Below are 20,342 nucleotides of genomic sequence, written 5' to 3'. Positions count from 1 at the left end.
AGGGAGAAGAAGGAGAAAGATAGTAGGCGATTCAATTGTGTGCAATTGAATTGATCGGAATGATAGTGCCTTATGGGCACGGGATGAGGGAGCAGGCTCCCTCACCACGAAGACTCAGCGCGGGACCAGGTCAAGGCACACCGAGTTGATGCAATAACGCAAACCGGTCGGCGGCGGACCATCCGGGAATACATGGCCCAGATGCGCATCACACTTGGCGCAGGTGACTTCGGTGCGGATCATGCCGTGGCTGACGTCACGGATCTCGATCATCGCGCTGTCGGCAATCGGCGCGTAAAAGCTCGGCCAGCCGCAGCCGGAATCAAATTTGGTGGCGGAGTCGAACAGCGGCGCATTGCAGCAGATGCAGTGGTACACGCCGTCGGTCTTGGTGTCGTTGTACTTGCCGCTGAACGGGCGCTCGGTACCTTTGAGCCGGCACACGTTGTACTGCTCGGGATCGAGCATGGCTTTCCACTCTTCAACGGTTTTCTGCAACTTATCCATCGGTACACCTCGGCAACTGAAAAAGCCTGATCTGTGTCTTTTCCATGGATCAGGCGGCACGTATGATTGCGCCTCTTCAAAACGCCAGTCTGGCACCCGCGCTATCGGCATTCAAACGTATTTATGGGTGCGGGCCCCGCAGGTTTCACAGTACGGTAGTGTCCACACCGTCTGGATCGTTCATTTTCAGGATCACATCGCCATGCAGGTCAGCAAATCGAACAAGCTCGCCAACGTCTGCTATGACATTCGCGGCCCAGTGCTCAAGCACGCCAAGCGCCTGGAAGAGGAAGGCCATCGCATCCTCAAGCTGAACATTGGCAACCCGGCGCCCTTTGGTTTCGAAGCGCCGGACGAAATCCTCCAGGACGTGATCCGCAACCTGCCTACCGCACAGGGCTACAGCGACTCCAAGGGCCTGTTCAGCGCACGCAAGGCGGTGATGCAGTACTACCAGCAGAAGCAGGTTGAAGGTGTCGGCATCGAAGACATCTACCTGGGCAATGGCGTGTCCGAGCTGATCGTGATGTCCATGCAGGCGCTGCTCAACAACGGCGACGAAGTGCTGGTACCAGCACCGGACTATCCACTGTGGACCGCCGCCGTGACCCTGGCCGGTGGCCACCCGGTGCACTACCTGTGCGACGAGGGCGCCGATTGGTTCCCGGACCTGGCCGACATCAAGGCCAAGATCACCCCGAACACCAAGGCGCTGGTGATCATCAACCCGAACAACCCTACCGGCGCGGTTTACTCTAAAGAAGTGCTGCTGGGCATGCTCGAACTGGCCCGCCAGCACAACCTGGTGGTGTTCTCCGACGAGATCTACGACAAGATTCTCTACGACGATGCGGTCCATATCTGCACGGGCTCCCTGGCGCCGGACCTGCTGTGCCTGACCTTCAACGGCCTGTCCAAGTCCTACCGCGTGGCGGGCTTCCGCTCCGGCTGGATCGCCATCTCCGGTCCCAAGCACAACGCCCAGAGCTACATCGAAGGTATCGACATGCTGGCCAACATGCGCCTGTGTGCCAACGTGCCGAGCCAACACGCAATCCAGACCGCACTGGGCGGCTACCAGAGCATCAATGACCTGGTTCTGCCCCAGGGCCGCCTGCTGGAGCAGCGCAACCGCACGTGGGAACTGCTCAACGCGATCCCGGGCGTGAGCTGCGTGAAACCCATGGGTGCGTTGTACGCGTTCCCACGGATCGACCCGAAGGTGTGCCCGATCCTCAACGACGAGAAGTTCGTGCTCGACTTGCTGCTGTCGGAAAAACTGCTGGTGGTGCAGGGCACCGCGTTCAACTGGCCGTGGCCGGATCACTTCCGCGTGGTTACCTTACCGCGTGTGGATGACCTGGACATGGCGATTGGACGTATCGGCAATTTCCTCAAGTCCTATCGCCAGTAGGGGATATGACGCTGTACGACCGACATTCGGTCGTACAGCGATTATCTGGCAACACTTCTCTGTCTTCACCCCTCCCCTCATACCGCCCGTGCCGCTCTATGGCCTCAAGCCCCCTATAATTGTTGGGCCACAAGACCATGAACGGCTTGTAAGGGGTAGCATTCCCGGTCGGAAAATCCCTTCAAGACTCTACATTCGAGCTGTAGGACACAGTTTGAAATAGTCGCTCGGTTGAATCACCCCATGCCGCACCTTATATACCCCGCAGTAAGCGACATATTAAGCATGAGGAGAACTCTACAACCATGATGCGCATCCTGCTGTTCTTGGCCACCAACCTGGCGGTCGTGCTGATTGCCAGCATCACCCTGAGCCTTTTCGGCTTCAACGGGTTCATGGCGGCCAACGGGGTTGATCTGAACCTCAATCAGCTGCTGATTTTCTGTGCGGTCTTTGGTTTTGCCGGCTCGCTGTTCTCGCTGTTCATCTCCAAGTGGATGGCGAAGATGAGCACCAGCACCCAGGTCATCACCCAACCACGCACTCGCCATGAACAATGGCTGATGCAAACCGTGGAGCAGTTGTCCCAAGAGGCAGGTATCAAAATGCCCGAAGTCGGGATTTTCCCTGCTTATGAGGCCAACGCCTTTGCAACGGGCTGGAACAAGAACGACGCGCTCGTGGCCGTCAGCCAGGGCTTGCTCGAACGTTTCTCACCCGATGAAGTGAAGGCAGTACTCGCGCACGAGATTGGCCACGTTGCCAACGGCGACATGATCACCCTGGCACTGGTGCAAGGCGTGGTGAACACCTTCGTGATGTTCTTTGCGCGGATCATCGGCAATTTTGTCGACAAGGTGATCTTCAAGAACGAAGGCGGTCGCGGTATCGCCTACTTCGTGGCGACCATCTTCGCCGAAGTGGTACTGGGCTTCCTGGCCAGTGCGATCGTGATGTGGTTCTCGCGCAAACGCGAGTTCCGGGCAGACGAAGCCGGCGCACGCCTGGCGGGCACCAGCGCAATGATCAGTGCGCTGCAACGCCTGCGCTCCGAACAGGGCCTGCCGGTGCACATGCCTGACAGCCTGACCGCCTTCGGCATCAACGGCGGCATCAAGCAGGGCCTGGCGCGCATGTTCATGAGCCACCCACCGCTGGAAGAGCGTATTGACGCGCTACGTCGTCGGGGCTGATACCCGGTAATGCAAAAAAGGGGCGATGGATCGCCCCTTTTTTGTGGGCGCCCCTTTATACCCGCGCCATTTTGTAGACGCGCTCGTCCAAGCCCGTGACGCCGTCCTGCACGAACTTCCAGCTCTCACCAAGAATGTCTTGCTCCTCGATCACCTGCAGGCTCCAGTGCGCTTCCAGCAGCACCTTCACCTCGTCATCCGTCACGGCAAACGGCGGGCCGGCCTTTTGCGTCTGGTCGTAGTCGAGGGTGATGAGCAATCCTTGGCAGCCTGGGCGCAAGCGGCTGTTCAGATGCTCGGCGTACTGCGCGCGCATCAGCGGTGGCAAGGCGATCAGGGCGGCGCGGTCGTAGAGCGCAGTGCAATCAGCCAGCACCTCAGCGTCCAGGGCGAAGAAATCACCGCACCACACTTCGATCAAATCCGCCTGGTACACCTTGAACGCGCCGCGCCGAGTGGTTCGCGGCGTCAGGTTCTGCTCACTGAAGAAGGCTTCAACCGCTTGCTCCGACAGTTCAACGCCGAGCACGCGATAGCCGTGGCTGGCCAGCCACATCAAGTCCAGGCTTTTGCCACACAAAGGCACCAGCACCTTGGCGCCCTCAGCCAACGCCAAAGAAGCCCAATGCCTTTGCAGGTAAGGGTTGACCTCGGACCGATGGAAGCCGATCTGATTGCGCGCCCAGCGCTCCTGCCAAAACTTAGGTTCCATGGATCCCCCAGAAATCTCGATCAAAAGGCACTAAAACTTATATTAGATTTAGATCAATGATCTGATTGAAGATGGGCCCATGTTAACGCTCAGGACCCAACTTATGCTCCCTAGCCTGTTTATCTCACACGGTTCGCCCATGCTCGCCCTGCAACCTGGCGCCAGCGGCCCGGCGCTGCAACGCCTGGCGGCCGAGCTGCCCCGCCCGAAGGCAATCGTGGTGGTGTCGGCGCATTGGGAAAGCCAGGATTTGCTTGTCAGCGGCAGCGCCGCACCGGAAACCTGGCACGACTTCGGCGGCTTCCCCCGTGAACTGTTTGCCGTGCAATACCCGGCGCCGGGCGACCCGCAACTGGCCCGCGAGATTGTCCAACTGTTGCACGCCGATGGCCTGAATCCGCGCATTGACGACCAGCGCCCTTTCGACCACGGCACTTGGGTGCCGCTGTCGCTGATGTACCCCGCCGCGGATATCCCGGTGGTGCAGGTGTCCCTGCCCAGCCACATGGGCCCTGCCCTGCAGACACAAGTCGGCCATGCCTTGGCCAGCTTGCGCGAGCAAGGTGTTCTGCTGATCGGTTCGGGCAGTATCACTCACAACCTGGGCGAACTGGACTGGCACGCCGGGCCTGAAAGCATCGAGCCTTGGGCGCGGGGTTTCCGCGACTGGGTCGTGGAGAAGCTTGTTGCCAACGACGAAGCCGCACTGCACGACTATCGCCGCCAAGCGCCCTACGCAGTTCGCAGCCATCCAAGCGATGAACACCTGTTGCCGCTCTACTTTGCGCGTGGTGCGGGCGGGGGTTTCAGCATCGCGCACCAAGGTTTCACCATGGGCGCGCTGGGCATGGACATTTACCGCTTCGGCTAACTCGTAATGGTTAAAACAGCGACGCAAAAAAAATCCCCGAACCAGTCGGGGATTTTTTATGTGCGATCAATCAGCCCAAGGGCGGATCAATCTTCGCGGTAGCGACGCAGCTTCAGCTGCTTACCGGCAACGCGAGTGTCTTTCAGTTTGGTCAGCAGCTTTTCCAGACCGTCTTCCGGCAGCTCCACCAGGGAGAAGCTGTCACGGACCTGGATGCGACCGATGGCTTCACGTGCCAGGCCACCCTCGTTGAGGATAGCGCCCAGCAGGTTCTTGGCAGCGATACCGTCACGCGCGCCCAGCGCGGTACGGCAACGAGCACGACCTTCAGCCAATGGAACCGGAGCACGACGCTCACGATCACCACGGTCTGGACGGTCGCCAGTACGCTCTGGACGATCACCGCGTGGCGCGTTGTTCGGTACCAGCGGGCGTTCTTTCTCGATGGCTGCCAGGGTCAGGGCCTGACCGTTTGTTGCCTTGCGCAGCAGAGCTGCAGCCAGGGCACGTGGGGTGCAGCCGATATCGGCGGTCAGGCGGTCGAGCAGGTCGCCGTGGGTCGATTCAGCGTCAGCCACCAGTGGCGACAGGCTGTTGGTCAGTTTCTTGATGCGGGCATCGAGAACAGCCTGGGCATCCGGCAGGCGGACTTCGGCAACTTTCTGACCGGTTACACGCTCGATCACTTGCAGCATGCGGCGCTCACGTGGAGTCACCAGCAACAGTGCACGACCTTCGCGACCTGCACGGCCGGTACGGCCGATGCGGTGAACGTAGGACTCTGGATCGTAAGGCATGTCAACGTTGAACACGTGAGTGATACGTGGAACGTCGAGACCACGAGCGGCTACGTCGGTCGCTACAACGATGTCCAGACGACCATCCTTGAGGGAGTCGATCACGCGCTCGCGTTGGTTCTGGGCGATGTCACCGTTCAGCGCAGCGGCTTTGTAGCCTTTGGCTTCCAGGGCACTTGCCAGGTCCAGGGTCGCTTGCTTGGTACGCACGAACATGATCAGGGCATCGAAGTCTTCGACTTCCAGCAGGCTCAATACAGCCGAGGTCTTCTGGTCAGCGTGAACCAACAGGTGAGCCTGTTCGATCGCGGTAACGGTCTGAGTCTTGGTCTGGATCTTCACGTGTTGCGGATCGCGCAGGTGGCGTTCGGCAATGGCACGGATCGACTGTGGCAGAGTGGCCGAGAACAGTACGGTCTGACGGGTCGGTGGCAGCGCCTTGAAGATGACTTCCAGGTCATCCATGAAGCCCAGCTTCAACATTTCGTCAGCTTCGTCGAGAACCAGGTGGTTCACGGTCGACAGTACTTTTTCGTCGCGACGCAGGTGGTCGCACAGGCGGCCTGGGGTCGCCACAACGATCTGAGCGCCATTACGGATGGCTTTCAGTTGCGGGCCCATCGGCGCGCCGCCGTAAACGGCAACAACGGTAACGCCTGGCATTTGCTTGGCGTAGGTTTCAAAAGCGGTTGCTACTTGCAGCGCCAACTCACGGGTTGGCGCCAGGATCAGGGCTTGCGGCTCGCGCTTGGCAGGATCGATGCAGTGCAGGATAGGCAGGGCGAACGCGGCGGTTTTACCGGTACCGGTTTGCGCCTGGCCAATCATGTCCTGGCCGGCCATGATGATCGGGATCGATTGCTGCTGAATCGCCGAAGGTTCTTCGTAGCCGGTCGCAATGACGGCAGCAAGAATGTTCGGGTTAAGATTAAAAGCGGCGAAGCCGCCGGTTTCCTGGGTCATGGGTCTGCCTCTAAGTGCATCCGCAAAGACCCATGCTCCAAAGCTGCGCATGCCGTGTTGAGACTCAAGAGTCGCCCTGGCTGCTTTGTCGGCGGGGATTTGCGAAAACGAATGAATGAAAAAGATTCGTCAAGGGAGAGTCCGCTGTGCGGACGTGCAGCCGAAGCTGACTTCGGGGAATTGCGCTACCTAAACGCGGCCCGGTTAAAGGCCGGCGCGCACTATACCGGAAATACCTGAAAAAGGGAGCTTTTTTTATCGCAAAGCGCCGATAAACCGCGCTGCGTCACAGTCTTTGCAGATAAGCCGGCCAGGGTCTATTTTTCAAAGGCCCGGCCCTGTTGGTGATAACGCTTAAACGATTCACCCAATGTTCGAGACCTTTGGTCTGAAATCCTTCCCTGCGCCCGAGGGCACACCCGATGAATCAAGCCAGCAGCAGCCGCGTCAGCCGTGAACTCCAGGGCCATGTCCTGCTGTTGGGCCTGGACCGGGTGGCCAAGCGCAATGCCTTTGACCTGGATTTGCTCAATGAGCTGAGCCTGGCGTATGGCGAATTTGATCGAAACGACGCTGCGCGGGTCGCTGTCGTCTTTGCCCACGGCGACCACTTCACCGCCGGGCTGGACCTGGCCAATGTCAGCGCCGTGATGGCCGGCGGCTGGCAACCGCCGCTGGGGGGCTGCGATCCGTGGGGCGTGTTCGCCGGTCCGCGGGTAAGCAAACCGGTGATCGTCGCCGCCCAAGGCTACTGCCTGACCATCGGTATCGAATTGATGCTGGCGGCGGATATCAACCTCTGTGCGAGCAACACGCGCTTTGCGCAGATGGAAGTACAGCGTGGGATCTTTCCGTTTGGCGGTGCGACATTGCGCTTCCATCAGATCGCCGGCTGGGGCAACGCCATGCGCTGGCTGCTCACTGGCGATGAGTTCGACGCCCATGAAGCCCTGCGCCTGGGTCTGGTGCAGGAAGTGATGGCCAGCGAAGACTTGCTGCCCCGCGCCATTGAACTGGCCAACCGCATTGCGCGCCAGGCTCCGCTGGGCGTGCAGGCTACCTTGATGTCGGCGCGACTGGCGCGCATGGAGGGTGAGACCGTGGCCGCCGCTGCCTTGCCGCCGATGGTCGACAAGCTGTTCAACAGTGCAGATGCCAAGGAAGGTGTACGGGCGATGATCGAGAAGCGGCCGGGGGTATTCAAAGGCATTTGAGTGGGCAACTCCGGCGCCATCAGGGCAAGCCCCCTCCCACAGGAGAATGCGCTCCAATGTGGGAGGGGGCTTGCCCCCCGATGACGTCAGCACAGACAACTAAGTAGCCGGCCGAATCGCCTTGATCAACGGTTGCAACGAATACCCCAGACGCGGCGCCAACACTTCGGCCCGATTAGAAAGCGCAGCCAGATCCAGCACCTGATCCAACTCCGAAGGCACCAGCAAAATTACATTGCCCTCCTTCACCGGCAGCTCCCAGTAATGCCGGTGATACAGCCCACGCAACAACGCCGCGCCCAGTGGTTTACCGTCGTCAGTCGCCCACTGGTTGATCACCAGCCAACCACCGGGGTTGAGCTTTTTCTGGCAGTTTTCCAGGAAGGTCCAGGCCAGGTGCCCGACGCCTGGGCCGACATCGGTATAAAGGTCGACGAAAATCAGGTCGGCCGATTCGGCAGTCTCCAGCAATTCCAGGGCGTCGCCGATGCGGATGTACAGGCGCGGATCATCGTCCAACCCCAGGTACTCGATGGCCAGACGTGGTACGTCCGGGCGCAGCTCGATGGCTTCGACGTCTTCCAGGGGCAAGAACTTCAGGCACGCCTGGGTCAACGTGCCAGCGCCGAGACCGAGGAACAACGCGCTTTCCGGCTGTTCATGGCACAACGCGCCGATCAGCATCGCGCGGGTGTAGTCGTACTCCAGCCAGCTCGGATCGGCGGTGAACACGCAGCTCTGCTCGATGGCGTCGCCGAATTCGAGAAACCGGTAATCGGCCACTTCGAGCACACGGATCATGCCGAAGTCATCATGGACCTCGGCCAGCAGGCGCTCGACACGCTCCTCTGTCATCACTACTCCTAACGGGTTTGCTCTACGCCAAAGGCGCGATTGTCGGCCAACCGGCAGCAGCAGGTCACGCACTAATTGCTGATAACATTGGCGCCCGACCGTCAATCAGCCAATCGAGTTCATGATGAGCCAACCCTGGAGCCCCGACAGCTGGCGCGCCCTGCCGATCCAGCAACAACCCCAGTACCCGGACGCCGCACACCTGTTGCGGGTGGAGCAGAACCTGGCCAGCTACCCGCCGCTGGTGTTTGCCGGGGAAGCCCGTGAGTTGCGCCGCCAGTTTGCCGAAGTGACTCAGGGTCGCGCCTTCCTGTTGCAAGGCGGTGACTGCGCCGAAAGCTTCGTTGAGTTTTCTGCGGCGAAAATCCGCGACACCTTCAAGGTGTTGTTGCAGATGGCGATTGTGATGACCTTCGCCGCCGGCTGCCCGGTGGTAAAAGTCGGGCGCATGGCCGGCCAGTTCGCCAAGCCGCGCTCATCCAACGACGAGACCATCGACGGCATCACCCTGCCCGCCTACCGTGGCGATATCGTCAACGGCATCGGCTTTGACGAAAAAAGCCGCGTACCCGACCCTGATCGCCTGTTGCAGTCGTACCACCAGTCCACCGCCACCCTCAACCTGCTGCGCGCCTTCGCCCAGGGCGGTTTCGCCGACCTGCACCAGGTTCATCAGTGGAACCTGGACTTTATCGCCAACTCCGCTCTGGCCGAGAAGTACAGCCAACTGGCGGACCGCATCGACGAAACCCTGGCCTTCATGCGTGCCTGCGGCATGGACAGCTCGCCGCAACTGCGCGAAACCAGCTTCTTCACCGCCCACGAAGCGCTGCTGCTGAACTACGAACAAGCTTTCGTACGCCGTGACAGCCTGACCAACGACTACTACGACTGTTCGGCCCATATGCTGTGGATCGGCGACCGCACCCGCCAGTTGGATGGCGCCCACGTCGAGTTTCTGCGCGGCGTAAACAACCCGATCGGGGTCAAGGTCGGCCCGAGCATGAACCCCGACGACCTGATCCGCCTGATCGACATCCTCAACCCGGACAACGACCCAGGCCGCTTGAACCTGATCGCCCGCATGGGCGCAGGCAAGGTCGGCGACCACCTGCCCAACCTGATCCGCGCCGTACAGCGCGAGGGCAAGCAGGTGCTGTGGAGCTCGGACCCGATGCATGGCAACACCATCAAGGCCAGCAGCGGCTACAAGACCCGCGACTTTGCGCAGATCCTCGGCGAAGTGAAAGAATTCTTCCAGGTGCACCAGGCCGAGGGCAGCTACGCCGGCGGAATTCATATCGAGATGACCGGGCAGAACGTCACCGAGTGCATCGGCGGCGCGCGGCCAATCACCGAGGATGGCTTGTCGGACCGCTATCACACCCATTGCGACCCACGGATGAATGCCGATCAGTCGCTGGAGCTGGCGTTTCTGATTGCCGAGACCTTGAAACAGGTCAAGCGCTGAGATTTAGGCTGACAGGACTGAGGCCATCGGGGGCAAGCCCCCTCCCACAGTTTGACTGCGTTCACAAATCCAAATGTGGGAGGGGGCTTGCCCCCGATGGGGCCCTAGAGCCCAGCAAGCCGCAGCCGAGCGGCACTTGGCCGCTGGCAATTGAGCTGCACCTGCTCAAGCCCCAACCATTGCGCCATTTGCCGCAGATGCTGCGCCAGCGCCAGCATCCCCTCCTCATCCAGCCCAGACTCTTCCTCGTGCACCGCATGCACCGCCAAGCGCCCATTGGCGCGTTCGGCCCGCAGGTCGACGCGGGCGGCGATCCGCTCGTTGTGCAAAAACGGCAGCACGTAATAGCCATACACCCGTTTGTCTTGCGGGGTGTAGATCTCCAGTCGGTAACGGAAATCGAACAGGCGCTCAGTGCGGGCGCGTTCCCAGATCAACGAGTCAAAGGGCGACAGCAAGGCGCTGGCCGGTACGTTGCGCGGCGTTTTTGGCTCCGGCAAGCAATATGCCGACTGCTTCCAGCCCTGAACCCGGCAGGTCAGCAATTGGCCGTCCTCCACCAGCTCAGCCAAGCGAGCGCGACTGTCGGCAGGGTCGAGGCGAAAGTAATCACGCAAATCTTTTTCAGTGCTGACCCCCAGGGCGGTGGCACTGTGCAGCAACAACCCGCGCTGGGCCTCGGCTTCAGCCAACGGGGCTTGCTGGAGAATGTCGGCGGGCATGACGCGCTCGGGCAAGTCGTAAAGGCGCTCGAAACCGCGTCGACCGGCCACGGTGACCAGCCCGGCAGCAAACAACCATTCCAGCGCGTGCTTTTCATTACTCCAGTCCCACCAGGGGCCGGCGCGCTCCTCACGGGTGGACAGGCTGCCGGCGCCGAGTGCGCCCTGTTGTTCAACGGTCTTGAGCACACGCTGAATGATGGCCTGCTGCTCGCGCCCAAAACGCGCCATCTGCGCATAAATGCCCTGGCCCTGCTGCGCCCGCACCATGCGCCACCGCATCAATGGGTACAACGCCATGGGCAATAGCGAGGCTTCATGCCCCCAGTATTCGAACAGCGAACGCCGCCGGCCCTGGCTCCAGGCAGCCTCCTCAAGCAGTAAAGGGGAATAGTGACCCAGGCGGGAAAACAGCGGCAGGTAATGAGAACGCACCACGGCGTTGACCGAATCAATCTGCAACACGCCCAGGCGGTCGATCAATCGGTTGAGGTGCGCGGCCTTGATCTGCGCAGGCGGCTGGCGCCCGGAAAAACCCTGAGCCGCCAGCGCCATGCGTCGAGCTTGCTTGAGTGAAAAGGACAGGTCGGCGGGCATGGAAAACTCCTTGAGGGCTCGCGACCTACCCTACTGCATCCCCAGTCATTTTCGCAGCGGGTCTTCCCAGAAATGCCGATGGGTTTCCTGTTCCACGTCGGCGCGGCTGAGGCCGATGTCCTTGAGCGCATCATCGCTCATGCTCGACAGCATCTGGCGTTCGTAGCGCAATGCCTGCCAGCGGGCAATCCTTTGAAACAACCCGGCAAACGGATGCTTCGCCATCAACACGTAACCTTTCTGACCTTTCATCTTCTCGCCCTCCCTTGGGGATGACGCCAGTGTGTGCGGGGCACTATGATCAATCCAACGAATGTTTCTTATGCAATACATCTCGGAGATTGATCAATTGTCCGGCTACCCGAGCATCGACACTGAAGTGCTGCGCACCTTCGTTGCCATCGCTGACCAGGGCGGTTTTACCCGCGCTGGCGAGCTGGTCAACCGCACTCAATCGGCGGTAAGCATGCAGATGAAGCGTCTGGAAGAAGACGTGTTGCAGCGCAAGCTGTTCGAGCGCGATGGCCGGCAGGTGCGACTGACACCCGAGGGCCAGGTGCTGCTGGGTTATGCGCGGCGCATCCTGAAACTGCACAGCGAGGTGTTCAACACCCTGCGCGAGCCGCATATGGTGGGGCTGGTGCGGATCGGCACGCCAGACGACTACGTGATGCGCTTCCTGCCGGGGATCCTCAAGCAATTTTCCAAGGCGTACCCGCTGATCCAGATCGAGCTGCATTGCGAGTCGTCAACGGTGCTGATGCAGCGGCGGGACCTGGCGCTGACCGTGATCAGCCGCGAGCCCGGCAAAGAAATCGGCGAACTGTTGCGCACTGAGCGGATGGTCTGGGCAGCAGCGCCGTGCTTCTGCGTGGAGGAACACGACGCCGTGCCCCTGGCGGTTTCCGGCGACGACTGCCTGTATACGCAGTGGACGCGTGCCGCACTGGATGCCTGCGGCCGGGACTATCGCCTGGCGTACCACAGCACCAACGTCGCGGCGATCCAGGCGGTGGTGAGTGCCGGCCTCGCCGCGATGATCTGCATGGAAAGCCTGGTGACCGACGACTTGCGCATACTCGGCAGCGACGAGGGGTTCCCACCGCTGCCGTCGATGAATCTGCACTTGCTGCGCAACCCGCACATTACCTCGCCGATCACCGAATGCCTGGCCGAGTACATTCTGGAAGGCTTCAGAGTTTAAAGGTCAGCATCACCGCGCACACCACCAGGAAGCCGCAGAACAGGCCACGCAACAAACGCTCGGGCAAGGCATGGGCAACTTTCACGCCCCAACTGATACTGAGCAGGCCACCCACTGCCAGGGGTATGCCGATCATCCAATCCACTTCGTGGTGCCAGGCGTAGGTGACCAGAGTCACGCCGGTGCTGGGCAGGGCCAAGGCCAGGGACAAGCCTTGGGCGACCACTTGGGTAGTGCCGAACACGCTGGTCAGCACCGGCGTGGCCACCACGGCCCCGCCTACACCAAACAAGCCGCCCATGGAGCCGGACGCGGCGCCCAGCACGCCCAGCCATGGCCAGGAATAACGCATCTGCGCGGTCGGCGGTGCGTTGCGGGTGAACATGCGCAACAGGTTGTAGGCCGACAACGCCACCAGAAACGCAATGAAGCCAATCCGCATCGCCCCTGCATCCAGGCCCACTGCCCAGATCGAGCCCAACCAGGCAAAGCTGAAACCCGTGATGCCCAGCGGCAGCGCGTGACGCAGTTCAATCCGGTTGCGCTGGTGATAACGCCACAGGGCGAGCATCACGTTTGGCACCACCATCACCAGCGCGGTGCCTTGGGCGATCTGTTGATCCAGGCCAAACAATACGCCGAGCACCGGGATCGCAATCAGCCCGCCGCCGATGCCAAACAGCCCGCCCACTGTGCCCAAGGCCGCGCCCAATACGAGGTACATCGCTAAATCCCACACCGCTCATTACTCCATAATCCCAGGCCTCGCATGCTACGCAGTCGGCCCTGGCGCGGAAACGCACAGCAACGCACAATGGCTGTGCCAATCTCGCATAAGCATTCAGTCATGAACCCCAATACCCTTACCGACCAGCTGAGTCTGTTTCTCGATGTACTGGAAACCGGCAGCTTTTCCGCCGCCGCACGCCGTCATCCGTTGACGCCCTCCGCGGTAGCGCGGCGCATCGACAGCCTGGAAAGCTCCGTGGGCAGTCGCTTGTTCCAGCGCAGTACCCACGCGGTAGTGCCGACGCCAGCGGGCCTGGCGTTTGCAGAGCGGGCGCGGCGGATTGTCAGCGAGTTGCAACTGGCACGGGCTGAAGCGGTGTCTCTGAGCCATGCGCCGGAGGGCTTGATCCGCGTGGATGCGCCCGCGGCGTTTGGTCGACGGCACCTGGCGCCAGTCATCGCGGATTTCCTGAAGGTGTACCCCGGCCTGGATGTGCACCTGCATCTGATCGATAGTTTCGTGGATATGCAGGGCGCGCATCTTGGCAAGGTCGACCTGGTGCTGCGGGCCGGGCATATCGTCGATACCCGTCTGATCGCCACGCCCCTGGCCAGCATCGTGCGTATCGCCTGCGCCAGCCCGGCCTACCTCAAAAGCCGTGGCACGCCGGCCCATCCCCGGGAGTTGAGTGATCATGATGGCCTGGACTGGGATGGCCTGGCGCCGATGTTCGCGTGGCGCTTCGAACTGGACGGGCGCCGTGCGACCTATCGACCACAGCGCATCCGCATGAGCGCCAACAACGCAGAAGCGCTGCTCTCAGGCGCCTTGGCCGGCTTGGGCATCGCCCATCTACCCACTTGGCTGGCCAGCGAATACCTGGTGCGTGGCGAATTGCTGCCGCTGTTTTGCGAAGATGGTCTGCCCAGCCCGGAAACTACCGGGATCTATGCGCTGCGCCTGGAACAACAGGCCAACGCACGCAGCCGCTTGCTGCTGGAATACCTCAAATCCCGTTTCAGCCCTGTTCCGCCATGGGATCTGGCGCTGCAGAGCGGCCTGGTCTGACCTTCTGGACAGAATTGTCTGGCGCATTAAAGATTTGCTCGCTAGATTCCAGCCCATACACGTATTTAAGGCACCGCCATGAGCAAAAATCCTGACCCGTGCGAACCCCTGATGCTGAATAACCAGCTGTGTTTCGCGTTGCACTCCACTTCATTGCTGATGACGAAGGTCTACAAGCCTCTGCTGCAAGCGCTCGGCCTGACGTACCCGCAGTACCTGGCCATGATGGTGCTGTGGGAAGAGGATGGTTTGACTGTCGGCGAAATCAGCAGCCGCCTGCTCACAGACCCTGGCTCCCTGACGCCACTGCTCAAACGCCTGGAAGCCGAAGGCCTGCTCAGCCGAACGCGCAGCCGCGAGGATGAACGCGTGGTGGTGGTGGAACTGACTACCGCCGGCCGTGCCTTGCAGGACAAGGCCATGGATATTCCACAGTGCATCCTTGGGGCCAGCGGGTTGGAGTTGGAACAATTGCGCAAGCTGCAAGCGGATCTGATTGCATTGCGCAGCAACCTGCAAGGCGCCGTTTAATACGCCCAATGAAAATGCGGGATGTGGCGCTTCACGAAAAATACTTTTAAATTTATCTTGCGCACTAAACATTAGCGCTATACATTCGCCTCACCAATTACTTAGCGCGCAAATATTTAGCGCTATATACCAATGAGGACGACACCATGCAAACGCTCTATACCGCAGTAGCCACCGCCACCGGCGGCCGTGATGGTCGCGCTGTTTCCAGCGATAACATCCTCGACGTCAAGCTCTCCACACCAAAAGAACTGGGCGGTGCCGGTGGCCAGGCGACCAACCCGGAACAACTGTTCGCTGCCGGCTACTCGGCCTGCTTCATCGGCGCCCTGAAATTCGTCGCCAGCCAGACCCAACGCAAAATCCCGGCTGACGCCTCGATCACTGCCCACGTCGGCATCGGCCAGATCCCCGGCGGTTTCGGCCTGGACATCGACCTGCATATCAGCCTGCCTGGCCTGGCGCAGGATGACGCGCAAAGTCTGGTCGACGCAGCTCACCAGGTCTGCCCGTACTCCAACGCCACCCGTGGCAACGTCGATGTGCGCCTGCATGTAACCGTCTAACCCACGCTGCAGCTCAAGGAGAAGAACATGAACACATTTGGTAAAGCGCTCACCGGCACCCTGCTCGCCTTGTCCATCAGCCACGCGTTCGCTGCCAATGGCGACGTTGAGCACAACACCCAGGCTTTCCTGGATGTATTGAACGCCGGCACCGGTAAGCCGATGGAACAATTGACGCCCAAGGAAGCGCGCTCGGTGCTGACCGGCGCCCAAGCCGGGGTGAAGCTGACGCTGCCCAAGGCTGATGTGAGCCAGAAGACCATCCAGGTCGATGGCAAGCCGCTGGACCTGACCATCGTGCGTCCGGCCGGGGTCAAAGGCACATTGCCAGTGTTCATGTTCTTCCACGGCGGCGGTTGGGTGCTGGGGGATTATCCGACCCACGAACGCCTGGTGCGTGATCTGGTCGTGGGTTCCGGGGCGGTGGCGGTGTTCGTCAACTACACGCCGTCACCCGAGGCACATTACCCAGTGGCGATCAACCAGGCGTACGGCGCAACGAAATGGGTGGCCGAACACGGTAAAGAGATCAATGTCGACGGCAAGCGCCTGGCGGTCGCGGGCAACAGCGTCGGCGGCAATATGGCGGCCGTGGTCAGCCTGATGGCCAAGGACAAGGGCACGCCGGCGATCAAATTCCAACTGCTGTTATGGCCGGTGACTGACGCCAATTTCGAGACCGCGTCCTACAACCAGTACGCCGAAGGGCACTTCCTCACCAAAAATATGATGAAGTGGTTCTGGGACAACTACACCACCGACGCCAACCAGCGAGCCGAGATCTATGCCTCGCCGCTGCGGGCCACCACGGACCAACTAAAGGGTTTGCCGCCCGCGCTGATTCAGACGGCCAGCGCCGATGTGCTGCGTGATGAAGGCGAAGCCTATGCCCGCAAACTGGATGCAGCCGGTGTGCCGGTGACCGCCGTACGTTACAACGGCATGATTCACGACTACGGTTTGCTCAATGTAGTCAGCCAGGTGCCGGCGGTGCGTTCGGCCCTGCTGCAGGCATCGGATGAGTTGAAGCAACACTTGAAGTAAAAACAACGCCCATAAAAAACCCGACTCATGGTCGGGTTTTTTTATTTCGTACGGTAGGGCCAGAATTACTTCTTGGCGCGACCTTTGTACGAACCGCCTTCGCGGGTGTCGATCTCGATCAGGTCGTCGATTTCGATGAAGTCAGCGACCTGCAGCTCGGTACCGTTAGCCAGCTTGGCTGGCTTCATTACCTTGCCCGAAGTGTCGCCGCGAGCGGAACCTTCGGTGTAAGCAACTTTACGCACGATAGTGGTCGGCAGCTCTACGGAAACCAGGCGCTCTTCGAAGAAGATCGCTTCGCAGATGTCTTCCATGCCTTCTTCCACGAACGGCAGAACGGCTTCGATGTCTTCAGCGTTCAGCTCGTACATGGTGTAGTCGGTGGTGTCCATGAACGTGTAGGTGTCGCCGCTGATGAAGGACAGGGTCGCTTCTTTGCGGTCGAGGATTACGTCGTCCAGTTTGTCATCGGCGCTGTAGACGATCTCGGTCTTGTAACCGGTCAGCAGGTTCTTCAGCTTGGTCTTCATGATTGCGCTGTTACGACCAGACTTGGTGAACTCAGCTTTCTGAACCAGCCAAGGGTCGTTTTCGAGACGGATCACTGTACCGGGTTTCAGTTCTTTACCAGTTTTCATTGCATATATCCGAAATTTGGATGGGATTTACAAAAATCAAGGTGGCGTATCATATCCAACTTTCATAAAACTGTACCAGCGCCGTCGCAAGATCGGCCTGCAAGGCCTGCTCCAGGCACCACGCTTCGGCGTTCTGGCTGACCTCTGGCCAGTGTTCCAGCAGCATTTTCCACGGCTGCGCCATGTCGCCCTCGGTGTTCCAGGCCTGCCAAAGCGCGACCAGTGCCGCCTTTGCAGCGGGTGACAAGGCGGCGGTGTACAGCTCCAGGAAGGCATCGAGCTTGTCGAGGTGGATGTCTTCGTCCTGGCGATAGATGTGCCACAGCAGCGGGCGCCCGGCCCACTGGGCGCGCACGAACGAGTCTTCACCGCGCACGGCGTTGAAGTCGCAGCACCACAGCAGGTGGTCATATTGCTCCTGACGCACGAACGGCAGTATCTGCACGGTCAGTGCATCACGCTGATGAACATCCCCGGCGGCGAGCTCTTCTACTCCAAGCCAGCGCTCTACATCGCCGAGGATGCGCCCTTCCGGCACCAATAGATGAGTGGCACGCCCGTCCGTCGACAATACGTCCAGCCAACTGGCCAGTCCGGCATTTTCATACGCAAAAAGTGAGAACAGACGCGCACCATCAGGTGGAAACACTCCCAGCGATTGCAGGAATTGTCGCTGCGCAACAACATCCCGCTGAAAAGCCCGACGCTGCTCCAGCAACCCGGCCTCACGCAACAGACCGCCCGTACCGGGCCGGAAGCCAGGGAAAAAGAAATACTTTTGTACCCCCTTGAACTTCACCGACGGCAGGCGATGACAGACCACTACCCAATCCTCGGCGCTGAGATAATCCAGGTTCATCCACAACGGCGTGCGCTCACACTCGGCCATGGCTTCCATATAGTCAGGCGGTAACTGGCAAGCGAAAGCGGCTATCACCGCATCAGCGGCAGGGGTTGGTGACCAATCGGCTGGCCAGTGGCGCACATCGACGCCCTCTTGCCATTGTTGCTCGCGCTGCACATCCACCTCGGGGCACATGCGTTCGAAGGCCCGCAGGTCATCGACCCACAAACGCACCTCGCAGCCATGCTCCGCCACCAATTGCCGGGCCAGGCGCCATGTCACGCCAATGTCGCCGAAGTTATCGACAACGCTGCAAAAAATATCCCAGCGGGCTTTCATTCCGGGCTCCAACACTCAAAGGCTCGATTGTCCGCATAAATGCGCCGATGCAGAAGGCTTGATCGCGATTATTCTGCATGGAGGCTGTGCGACAATCGCCGCCATTATCCCCGTAGCAAGGAGTTCCACATGCCCTCTAGCGCGCCTTTGTCGCTGCTCAAGCTGTGCATCACTATCGCCTTGGGCGTATGGCTGGGGTTTGTCGCCATTGCGCTGACCACTTGGCTGGCCTCGCGCTACCTGTTTCCGCAAAGCCTCGCGCCGGTGGCCCAGGCGGTCCAGCAATTGGGTAAACCGGCCGTTGTCGCGCCGGAGCCGCCCAACCGCATGTTCGAGCAGTACCAACAAAACCTGCAAAAGCAGGAACAGCAACAAACCCTGGACCAGGCGCGTAGCAACGCACGTAACCTGTCCAACCCCAAATGCCAGTTCTGGCTGCAACAAGACCAGAATGCGCCCAATGAAAAAAGCCGGGCCAATGTCCTGCAATTCTGCGAATGATCAAGCACAGCCATGAATAAGCACGCCGTCCTCCAGTTGATCCTGGAAAAGCTCACCGTCGACCTCGATATAGCCCAACGCGCCGCGCAGACTGCCTACGAAACCGCGACTCATGAAGAAAACATCGCGGAGAACAAGTACGACACCTTGGGGTTGGAAGCTTCTTATCTAGCGGCCGGGCAAGCCAAACGGGTCGAGGAAATCAAGCAGTCGCTGGCGCTGTGCCAGAACCTGCCCCTGCGCGCCTACGATGATCAGCGAGGGATAGAAGTCGGTGCACTACTGGGTCTGGAGGACGAGAACGGTCGCCAGCAATGGCTGTTCCTGGCGCCTGATGCTGCGGGCTTGAAGGTGGATGTGGTCGGGCAACCGGTGACGGTCATCACCCCGCGCTCGCCTCTGGGCAAAAGCCTGCTGGGCAAGTTCGAAGGGGATGAAGTGGAGATTCTGGTGGCAGGCGCTCGGCAACTGTTTACGGTTACCGAGGCCCGATAAACCACTCAGTGAACAGGCAGTTCAACGCCGTCGAACAGCTCTTCCAACTCCTGCTTGTTGTGGCACTGGATCGCCTTGGCCATGACTTCGCGGGTCAAGTGCGGCGCAAACTTCTCGATGAAGTCGCACATGAAGCCCCGCAGGAATGTGCCACGGCGGAAGCCGATCTTGGTCACACTGGATTCGAACAGCTCGCTGGCGTCGAGTACCACCAGGTCTTTGTCGAGGTTGGTATCGACCGCCATCTTGGCGACGATACCCACGCCCAGGCCCAGGCGCACGTAGGTCTTGATCACGTCGGCGTCGGCGGCGGTGAACACAACTTTCGGCGTGAGGCCGCGATGGCTGAAGGCTTCGTCCAGCTTGGAACGGCCGGTGAAACCGAACACGTAGGTCACGATCGGGTATTCGGCCAGGGCTTCGAGGGTCAGCTTCGGCAACTTGGCCAATGGGTGACCCTGAGGCACCACCACGCAACGGTTCCAGCGGTAGCACGGCATCATCACCAAATCACCGAACAGCTCCAGGGCTTCAGTGGCGATGGCAAAATCGACGGTGCCGTCAGCGGCCATCTCGGCGATTTGCATCGGCGAACCCTGGTGCATGTGCAGGGCCACGTCCGGATATTGCTTGATGAAATCGCGAATCACCGGAGGCAATGCATACCGCGCCTGGGTGTGCGTGGTGGCGATCGACAGGGTGCCTTTCTTCTCGTTGGAGAACTCCTGGGCAATCTGCTTGATGCTTTCGACTTTACGCAGGATCTCGCCGGCGGTGGTGATGATGCGCTCACCGGCCGGGGTGACGCGGGTCAGGTGCTTGCCGCTGCGCGCGAACACTTCAACGCCCAGCTCGTCTTCGAGCAGGCGGATCTGCTTGCTGATACCGGGTTGCGAGGTGTACAGGCTTTGAGCGGTAGCGGAAACGTTGAGGTCGTGGTGCGCCACTTCCCAGATGTAGCGCAGTTGTTGAAGCTTCATATGTGTCCCTCAAAGCAGATAGACGCCACGGGTATCAGCGACGGTATATAACTATATTAAAGGTTAGACAGATAAATCTAGAACTT

General features: G+C 60.2%; 22 protein-coding genes. 12 read left to right on the top strand and 10 right to left on the bottom strand.

Annotated elements, in window-relative coordinates:
- Nucleotides 1-114: 114 nt before the first annotated feature.
- On the bottom strand, nucleotides 115-507 hold the full coding sequence (gene msrB, locus DNK50_RS12280) for a peptide-methionine (R)-S-oxide reductase MsrB (RefSeq protein ID WP_112194259.1): 393 nt from the start codon (nucleotides 505-507) through the stop codon (nucleotides 115-117).
- A 202-nt stretch (nucleotides 508-709) separates the two neighbouring features.
- Here msrB and DNK50_RS12275 point away from each other — a divergent pair, with 202 nt between their 5' ends.
- The gene (locus tag DNK50_RS12275; RefSeq protein WP_017136168.1) at nucleotides 710-1,921 is read left to right on the top strand and encodes a pyridoxal phosphate-dependent aminotransferase; all 1,212 of its coding nucleotides are present in this window, start codon (nucleotides 710-712) and stop codon (nucleotides 1,919-1,921) included.
- Nucleotides 1,922-2,226: 305 nt separating this feature from the next.
- Entirely contained in the window at nucleotides 2,227-3,114 is an 888-nt protein-coding gene (gene htpX, locus DNK50_RS12270; RefSeq protein WP_099586798.1) for a protease HtpX, read from the top strand.
- A gap of 55 nt (nucleotides 3,115-3,169) precedes the next feature.
- Here htpX and DNK50_RS12265 read toward each other — a convergent pair whose 3' ends face one another.
- Nucleotides 3,170-3,826 carry a thiopurine S-methyltransferase gene (locus DNK50_RS12265; protein WP_112194257.1) on the bottom strand — a complete coding sequence of 219 codons (657 nt, stop codon included), beginning with the start codon at nucleotides 3,824-3,826 and terminating at the stop codon, nucleotides 3,170-3,172.
- A 103-nt stretch (nucleotides 3,827-3,929) separates the two neighbouring features.
- On the opposite strand from DNK50_RS12265, the gene DNK50_RS12260 reads away from it, so the two are divergent.
- Nucleotides 3,930-4,697: a class III extradiol ring-cleavage dioxygenase gene (locus tag DNK50_RS12260; RefSeq protein ID WP_112194255.1), complete on the top strand. Its 768-nt coding sequence runs from the start codon at nucleotides 3,930-3,932 to the stop codon at nucleotides 4,695-4,697.
- 86 nt (nucleotides 4,698-4,783) lie between these two features.
- Here the strand turns inward: DNK50_RS12260 and DNK50_RS12255 are convergent, their stop codons facing one another.
- Nucleotides 4,784-6,457 (bottom strand): DEAD/DEAH box helicase, encoded by a 1,674-nt coding sequence (locus DNK50_RS12255; RefSeq protein ID WP_027606997.1) that lies wholly within the window; start codon nucleotides 6,455-6,457, stop codon nucleotides 4,784-4,786.
- A gap of 422 nt (nucleotides 6,458-6,879) precedes the next feature.
- On the opposite strand from DNK50_RS12255, the gene DNK50_RS12245 reads away from it, so the two are divergent.
- Nucleotides 6,880-7,671 (top strand): crotonase/enoyl-CoA hydratase family protein, encoded by a 792-nt coding sequence (locus tag DNK50_RS12245; RefSeq protein WP_099586801.1) that lies wholly within the window; start codon nucleotides 6,880-6,882, stop codon nucleotides 7,669-7,671.
- Nucleotides 7,672-7,770: 99 nt separating this feature from the next.
- Here the strand turns inward: DNK50_RS12245 and DNK50_RS12240 are convergent, their stop codons facing one another.
- Entirely contained in the window at nucleotides 7,771-8,526 is a 756-nt protein-coding gene (locus tag DNK50_RS12240; RefSeq protein WP_112194253.1) for a spermidine synthase, read from the bottom strand.
- Between the two features lie 124 nt (nucleotides 8,527-8,650).
- On the opposite strand from DNK50_RS12240, the gene DNK50_RS12235 reads away from it, so the two are divergent.
- The gene (locus DNK50_RS12235; RefSeq protein ID WP_112194251.1) at nucleotides 8,651-9,997 is read left to right on the top strand and encodes a class II 3-deoxy-7-phosphoheptulonate synthase; all 1,347 of its coding nucleotides are present in this window, start codon (nucleotides 8,651-8,653) and stop codon (nucleotides 9,995-9,997) included.
- A gap of 104 nt (nucleotides 9,998-10,101) precedes the next feature.
- Here DNK50_RS12235 and DNK50_RS12230 read toward each other — a convergent pair whose 3' ends face one another.
- Both DNK50_RS12230 and DNK50_RS12225 read right to left on the bottom strand, forming a co-directional pair.
- A complete protein-coding gene (locus DNK50_RS12230) occupies nucleotides 10,102-11,316 on the bottom strand; it encodes a winged helix-turn-helix domain-containing protein (protein WP_112194249.1) in 1,215 nt (404 codons plus the stop codon).
- A 45-nt stretch (nucleotides 11,317-11,361) separates the two neighbouring features.
- Nucleotides 11,362-11,568, bottom strand: coding sequence for a DUF1127 domain-containing protein (locus tag DNK50_RS12225; protein ID WP_256595588.1), 207 nt, complete (start codon nucleotides 11,566-11,568; stop codon nucleotides 11,362-11,364).
- Nucleotides 11,569-11,638: 70 nt separating this feature from the next.
- Between DNK50_RS12225 and DNK50_RS12220 the strand changes: the two genes are divergently transcribed.
- The gene (locus DNK50_RS12220) at nucleotides 11,639-12,520 is read left to right on the top strand and encodes a LysR family transcriptional regulator (protein WP_099586806.1); all 882 of its coding nucleotides are present in this window, start codon (nucleotides 11,639-11,641) and stop codon (nucleotides 12,518-12,520) included.
- Here the strand turns inward: DNK50_RS12220 and DNK50_RS12215 are convergent.
- Nucleotides 12,510-13,259 (bottom strand): sulfite exporter TauE/SafE family protein, encoded by a 750-nt coding sequence (locus DNK50_RS12215; RefSeq protein ID WP_099586807.1) that lies wholly within the window; start codon nucleotides 13,257-13,259, stop codon nucleotides 12,510-12,512. The two genes, DNK50_RS12220 and DNK50_RS12215, sit on opposite strands and share 11 nt — an antisense overlap.
- A 108-nt stretch (nucleotides 13,260-13,367) precedes the next feature.
- Between DNK50_RS12215 and DNK50_RS12210 the strand changes: the two genes are divergently transcribed.
- The 4 genes from DNK50_RS12210 to DNK50_RS12195 all read left to right on the top strand — a co-directional run bounded on the left by DNK50_RS12210 (nucleotide 13,368) and on the right by DNK50_RS12195 (nucleotide 16,459).
- A complete protein-coding gene (locus DNK50_RS12210) occupies nucleotides 13,368-14,318 on the top strand; it encodes a LysR family transcriptional regulator (RefSeq protein WP_099586808.1) in 951 nt (316 codons plus the stop codon).
- A gap of 78 nt (nucleotides 14,319-14,396) precedes the next feature.
- The gene (locus tag DNK50_RS12205; protein ID WP_112194247.1) at nucleotides 14,397-14,849 is read left to right on the top strand and encodes a MarR family winged helix-turn-helix transcriptional regulator; all 453 of its coding nucleotides are present in this window, start codon (nucleotides 14,397-14,399) and stop codon (nucleotides 14,847-14,849) included.
- A gap of 146 nt (nucleotides 14,850-14,995) precedes the next feature.
- The gene (locus DNK50_RS12200) at nucleotides 14,996-15,415 is read left to right on the top strand and encodes an organic hydroperoxide resistance protein (RefSeq protein WP_099586810.1); all 420 of its coding nucleotides are present in this window, start codon (nucleotides 14,996-14,998) and stop codon (nucleotides 15,413-15,415) included.
- Between the two features lie 27 nt (nucleotides 15,416-15,442).
- Nucleotides 15,443-16,459: an alpha/beta hydrolase gene (locus DNK50_RS12195; RefSeq protein ID WP_112194245.1), complete on the top strand. Its 1,017-nt coding sequence runs from the start codon at nucleotides 15,443-15,445 to the stop codon at nucleotides 16,457-16,459.
- Nucleotides 16,460-16,524: 65 nt separating this feature from the next.
- Here the strand turns inward: DNK50_RS12195 and DNK50_RS12190 are convergent, their stop codons facing one another.
- On the bottom strand, nucleotides 16,525-17,097 hold the full coding sequence (locus DNK50_RS12190; RefSeq protein WP_032889016.1) for an elongation factor P: 573 nt from the start codon (nucleotides 17,095-17,097) through the stop codon (nucleotides 16,525-16,527).
- A gap of 49 nt (nucleotides 17,098-17,146) precedes the next feature.
- The gene (gene earP / locus DNK50_RS12185) at nucleotides 17,147-18,280 is read right to left on the bottom strand and encodes an elongation factor P maturation arginine rhamnosyltransferase EarP (protein WP_112194243.1); all 1,134 of its coding nucleotides are present in this window, start codon (nucleotides 18,278-18,280) and stop codon (nucleotides 17,147-17,149) included.
- A 129-nt stretch (nucleotides 18,281-18,409) separates the two neighbouring features.
- Between earP and DNK50_RS12180 the strand changes: the two genes are divergently transcribed.
- Nucleotides 18,410-18,781, top strand: coding sequence for a hypothetical protein (locus tag DNK50_RS12180; protein WP_112194241.1), 372 nt, complete (start codon nucleotides 18,410-18,412; stop codon nucleotides 18,779-18,781).
- A 12-nt stretch (nucleotides 18,782-18,793) separates the two neighbouring features.
- Entirely contained in the window at nucleotides 18,794-19,276 is a 483-nt protein-coding gene (locus DNK50_RS12175; protein WP_112194239.1) for a GreA/GreB family elongation factor, read from the top strand.
- 5 nt (nucleotides 19,277-19,281) lie between these two features.
- Here DNK50_RS12175 and cysB read toward each other — a convergent pair whose 3' ends face one another.
- The gene (gene cysB, locus DNK50_RS12170) at nucleotides 19,282-20,256 is read right to left on the bottom strand and encodes an HTH-type transcriptional regulator CysB (protein ID WP_003189876.1); all 975 of its coding nucleotides are present in this window, start codon (nucleotides 20,254-20,256) and stop codon (nucleotides 19,282-19,284) included.
- Between the last annotated feature and the right edge of the window lie 86 nt (nucleotides 20,257-20,342).

The sequence above is a fragment of the Pseudomonas sp. LG1E9 genome (assembly GCF_003290225.1).
Lineage (GTDB): Bacteria > Pseudomonadota > Gammaproteobacteria > Pseudomonadales > Pseudomonadaceae > Aquipseudomonas > Aquipseudomonas cyclaminis.
The sequence above is the reverse complement of the archived record's forward strand: the minus strand, read 5'-3'. Positions and strand labels throughout refer to the sequence as shown.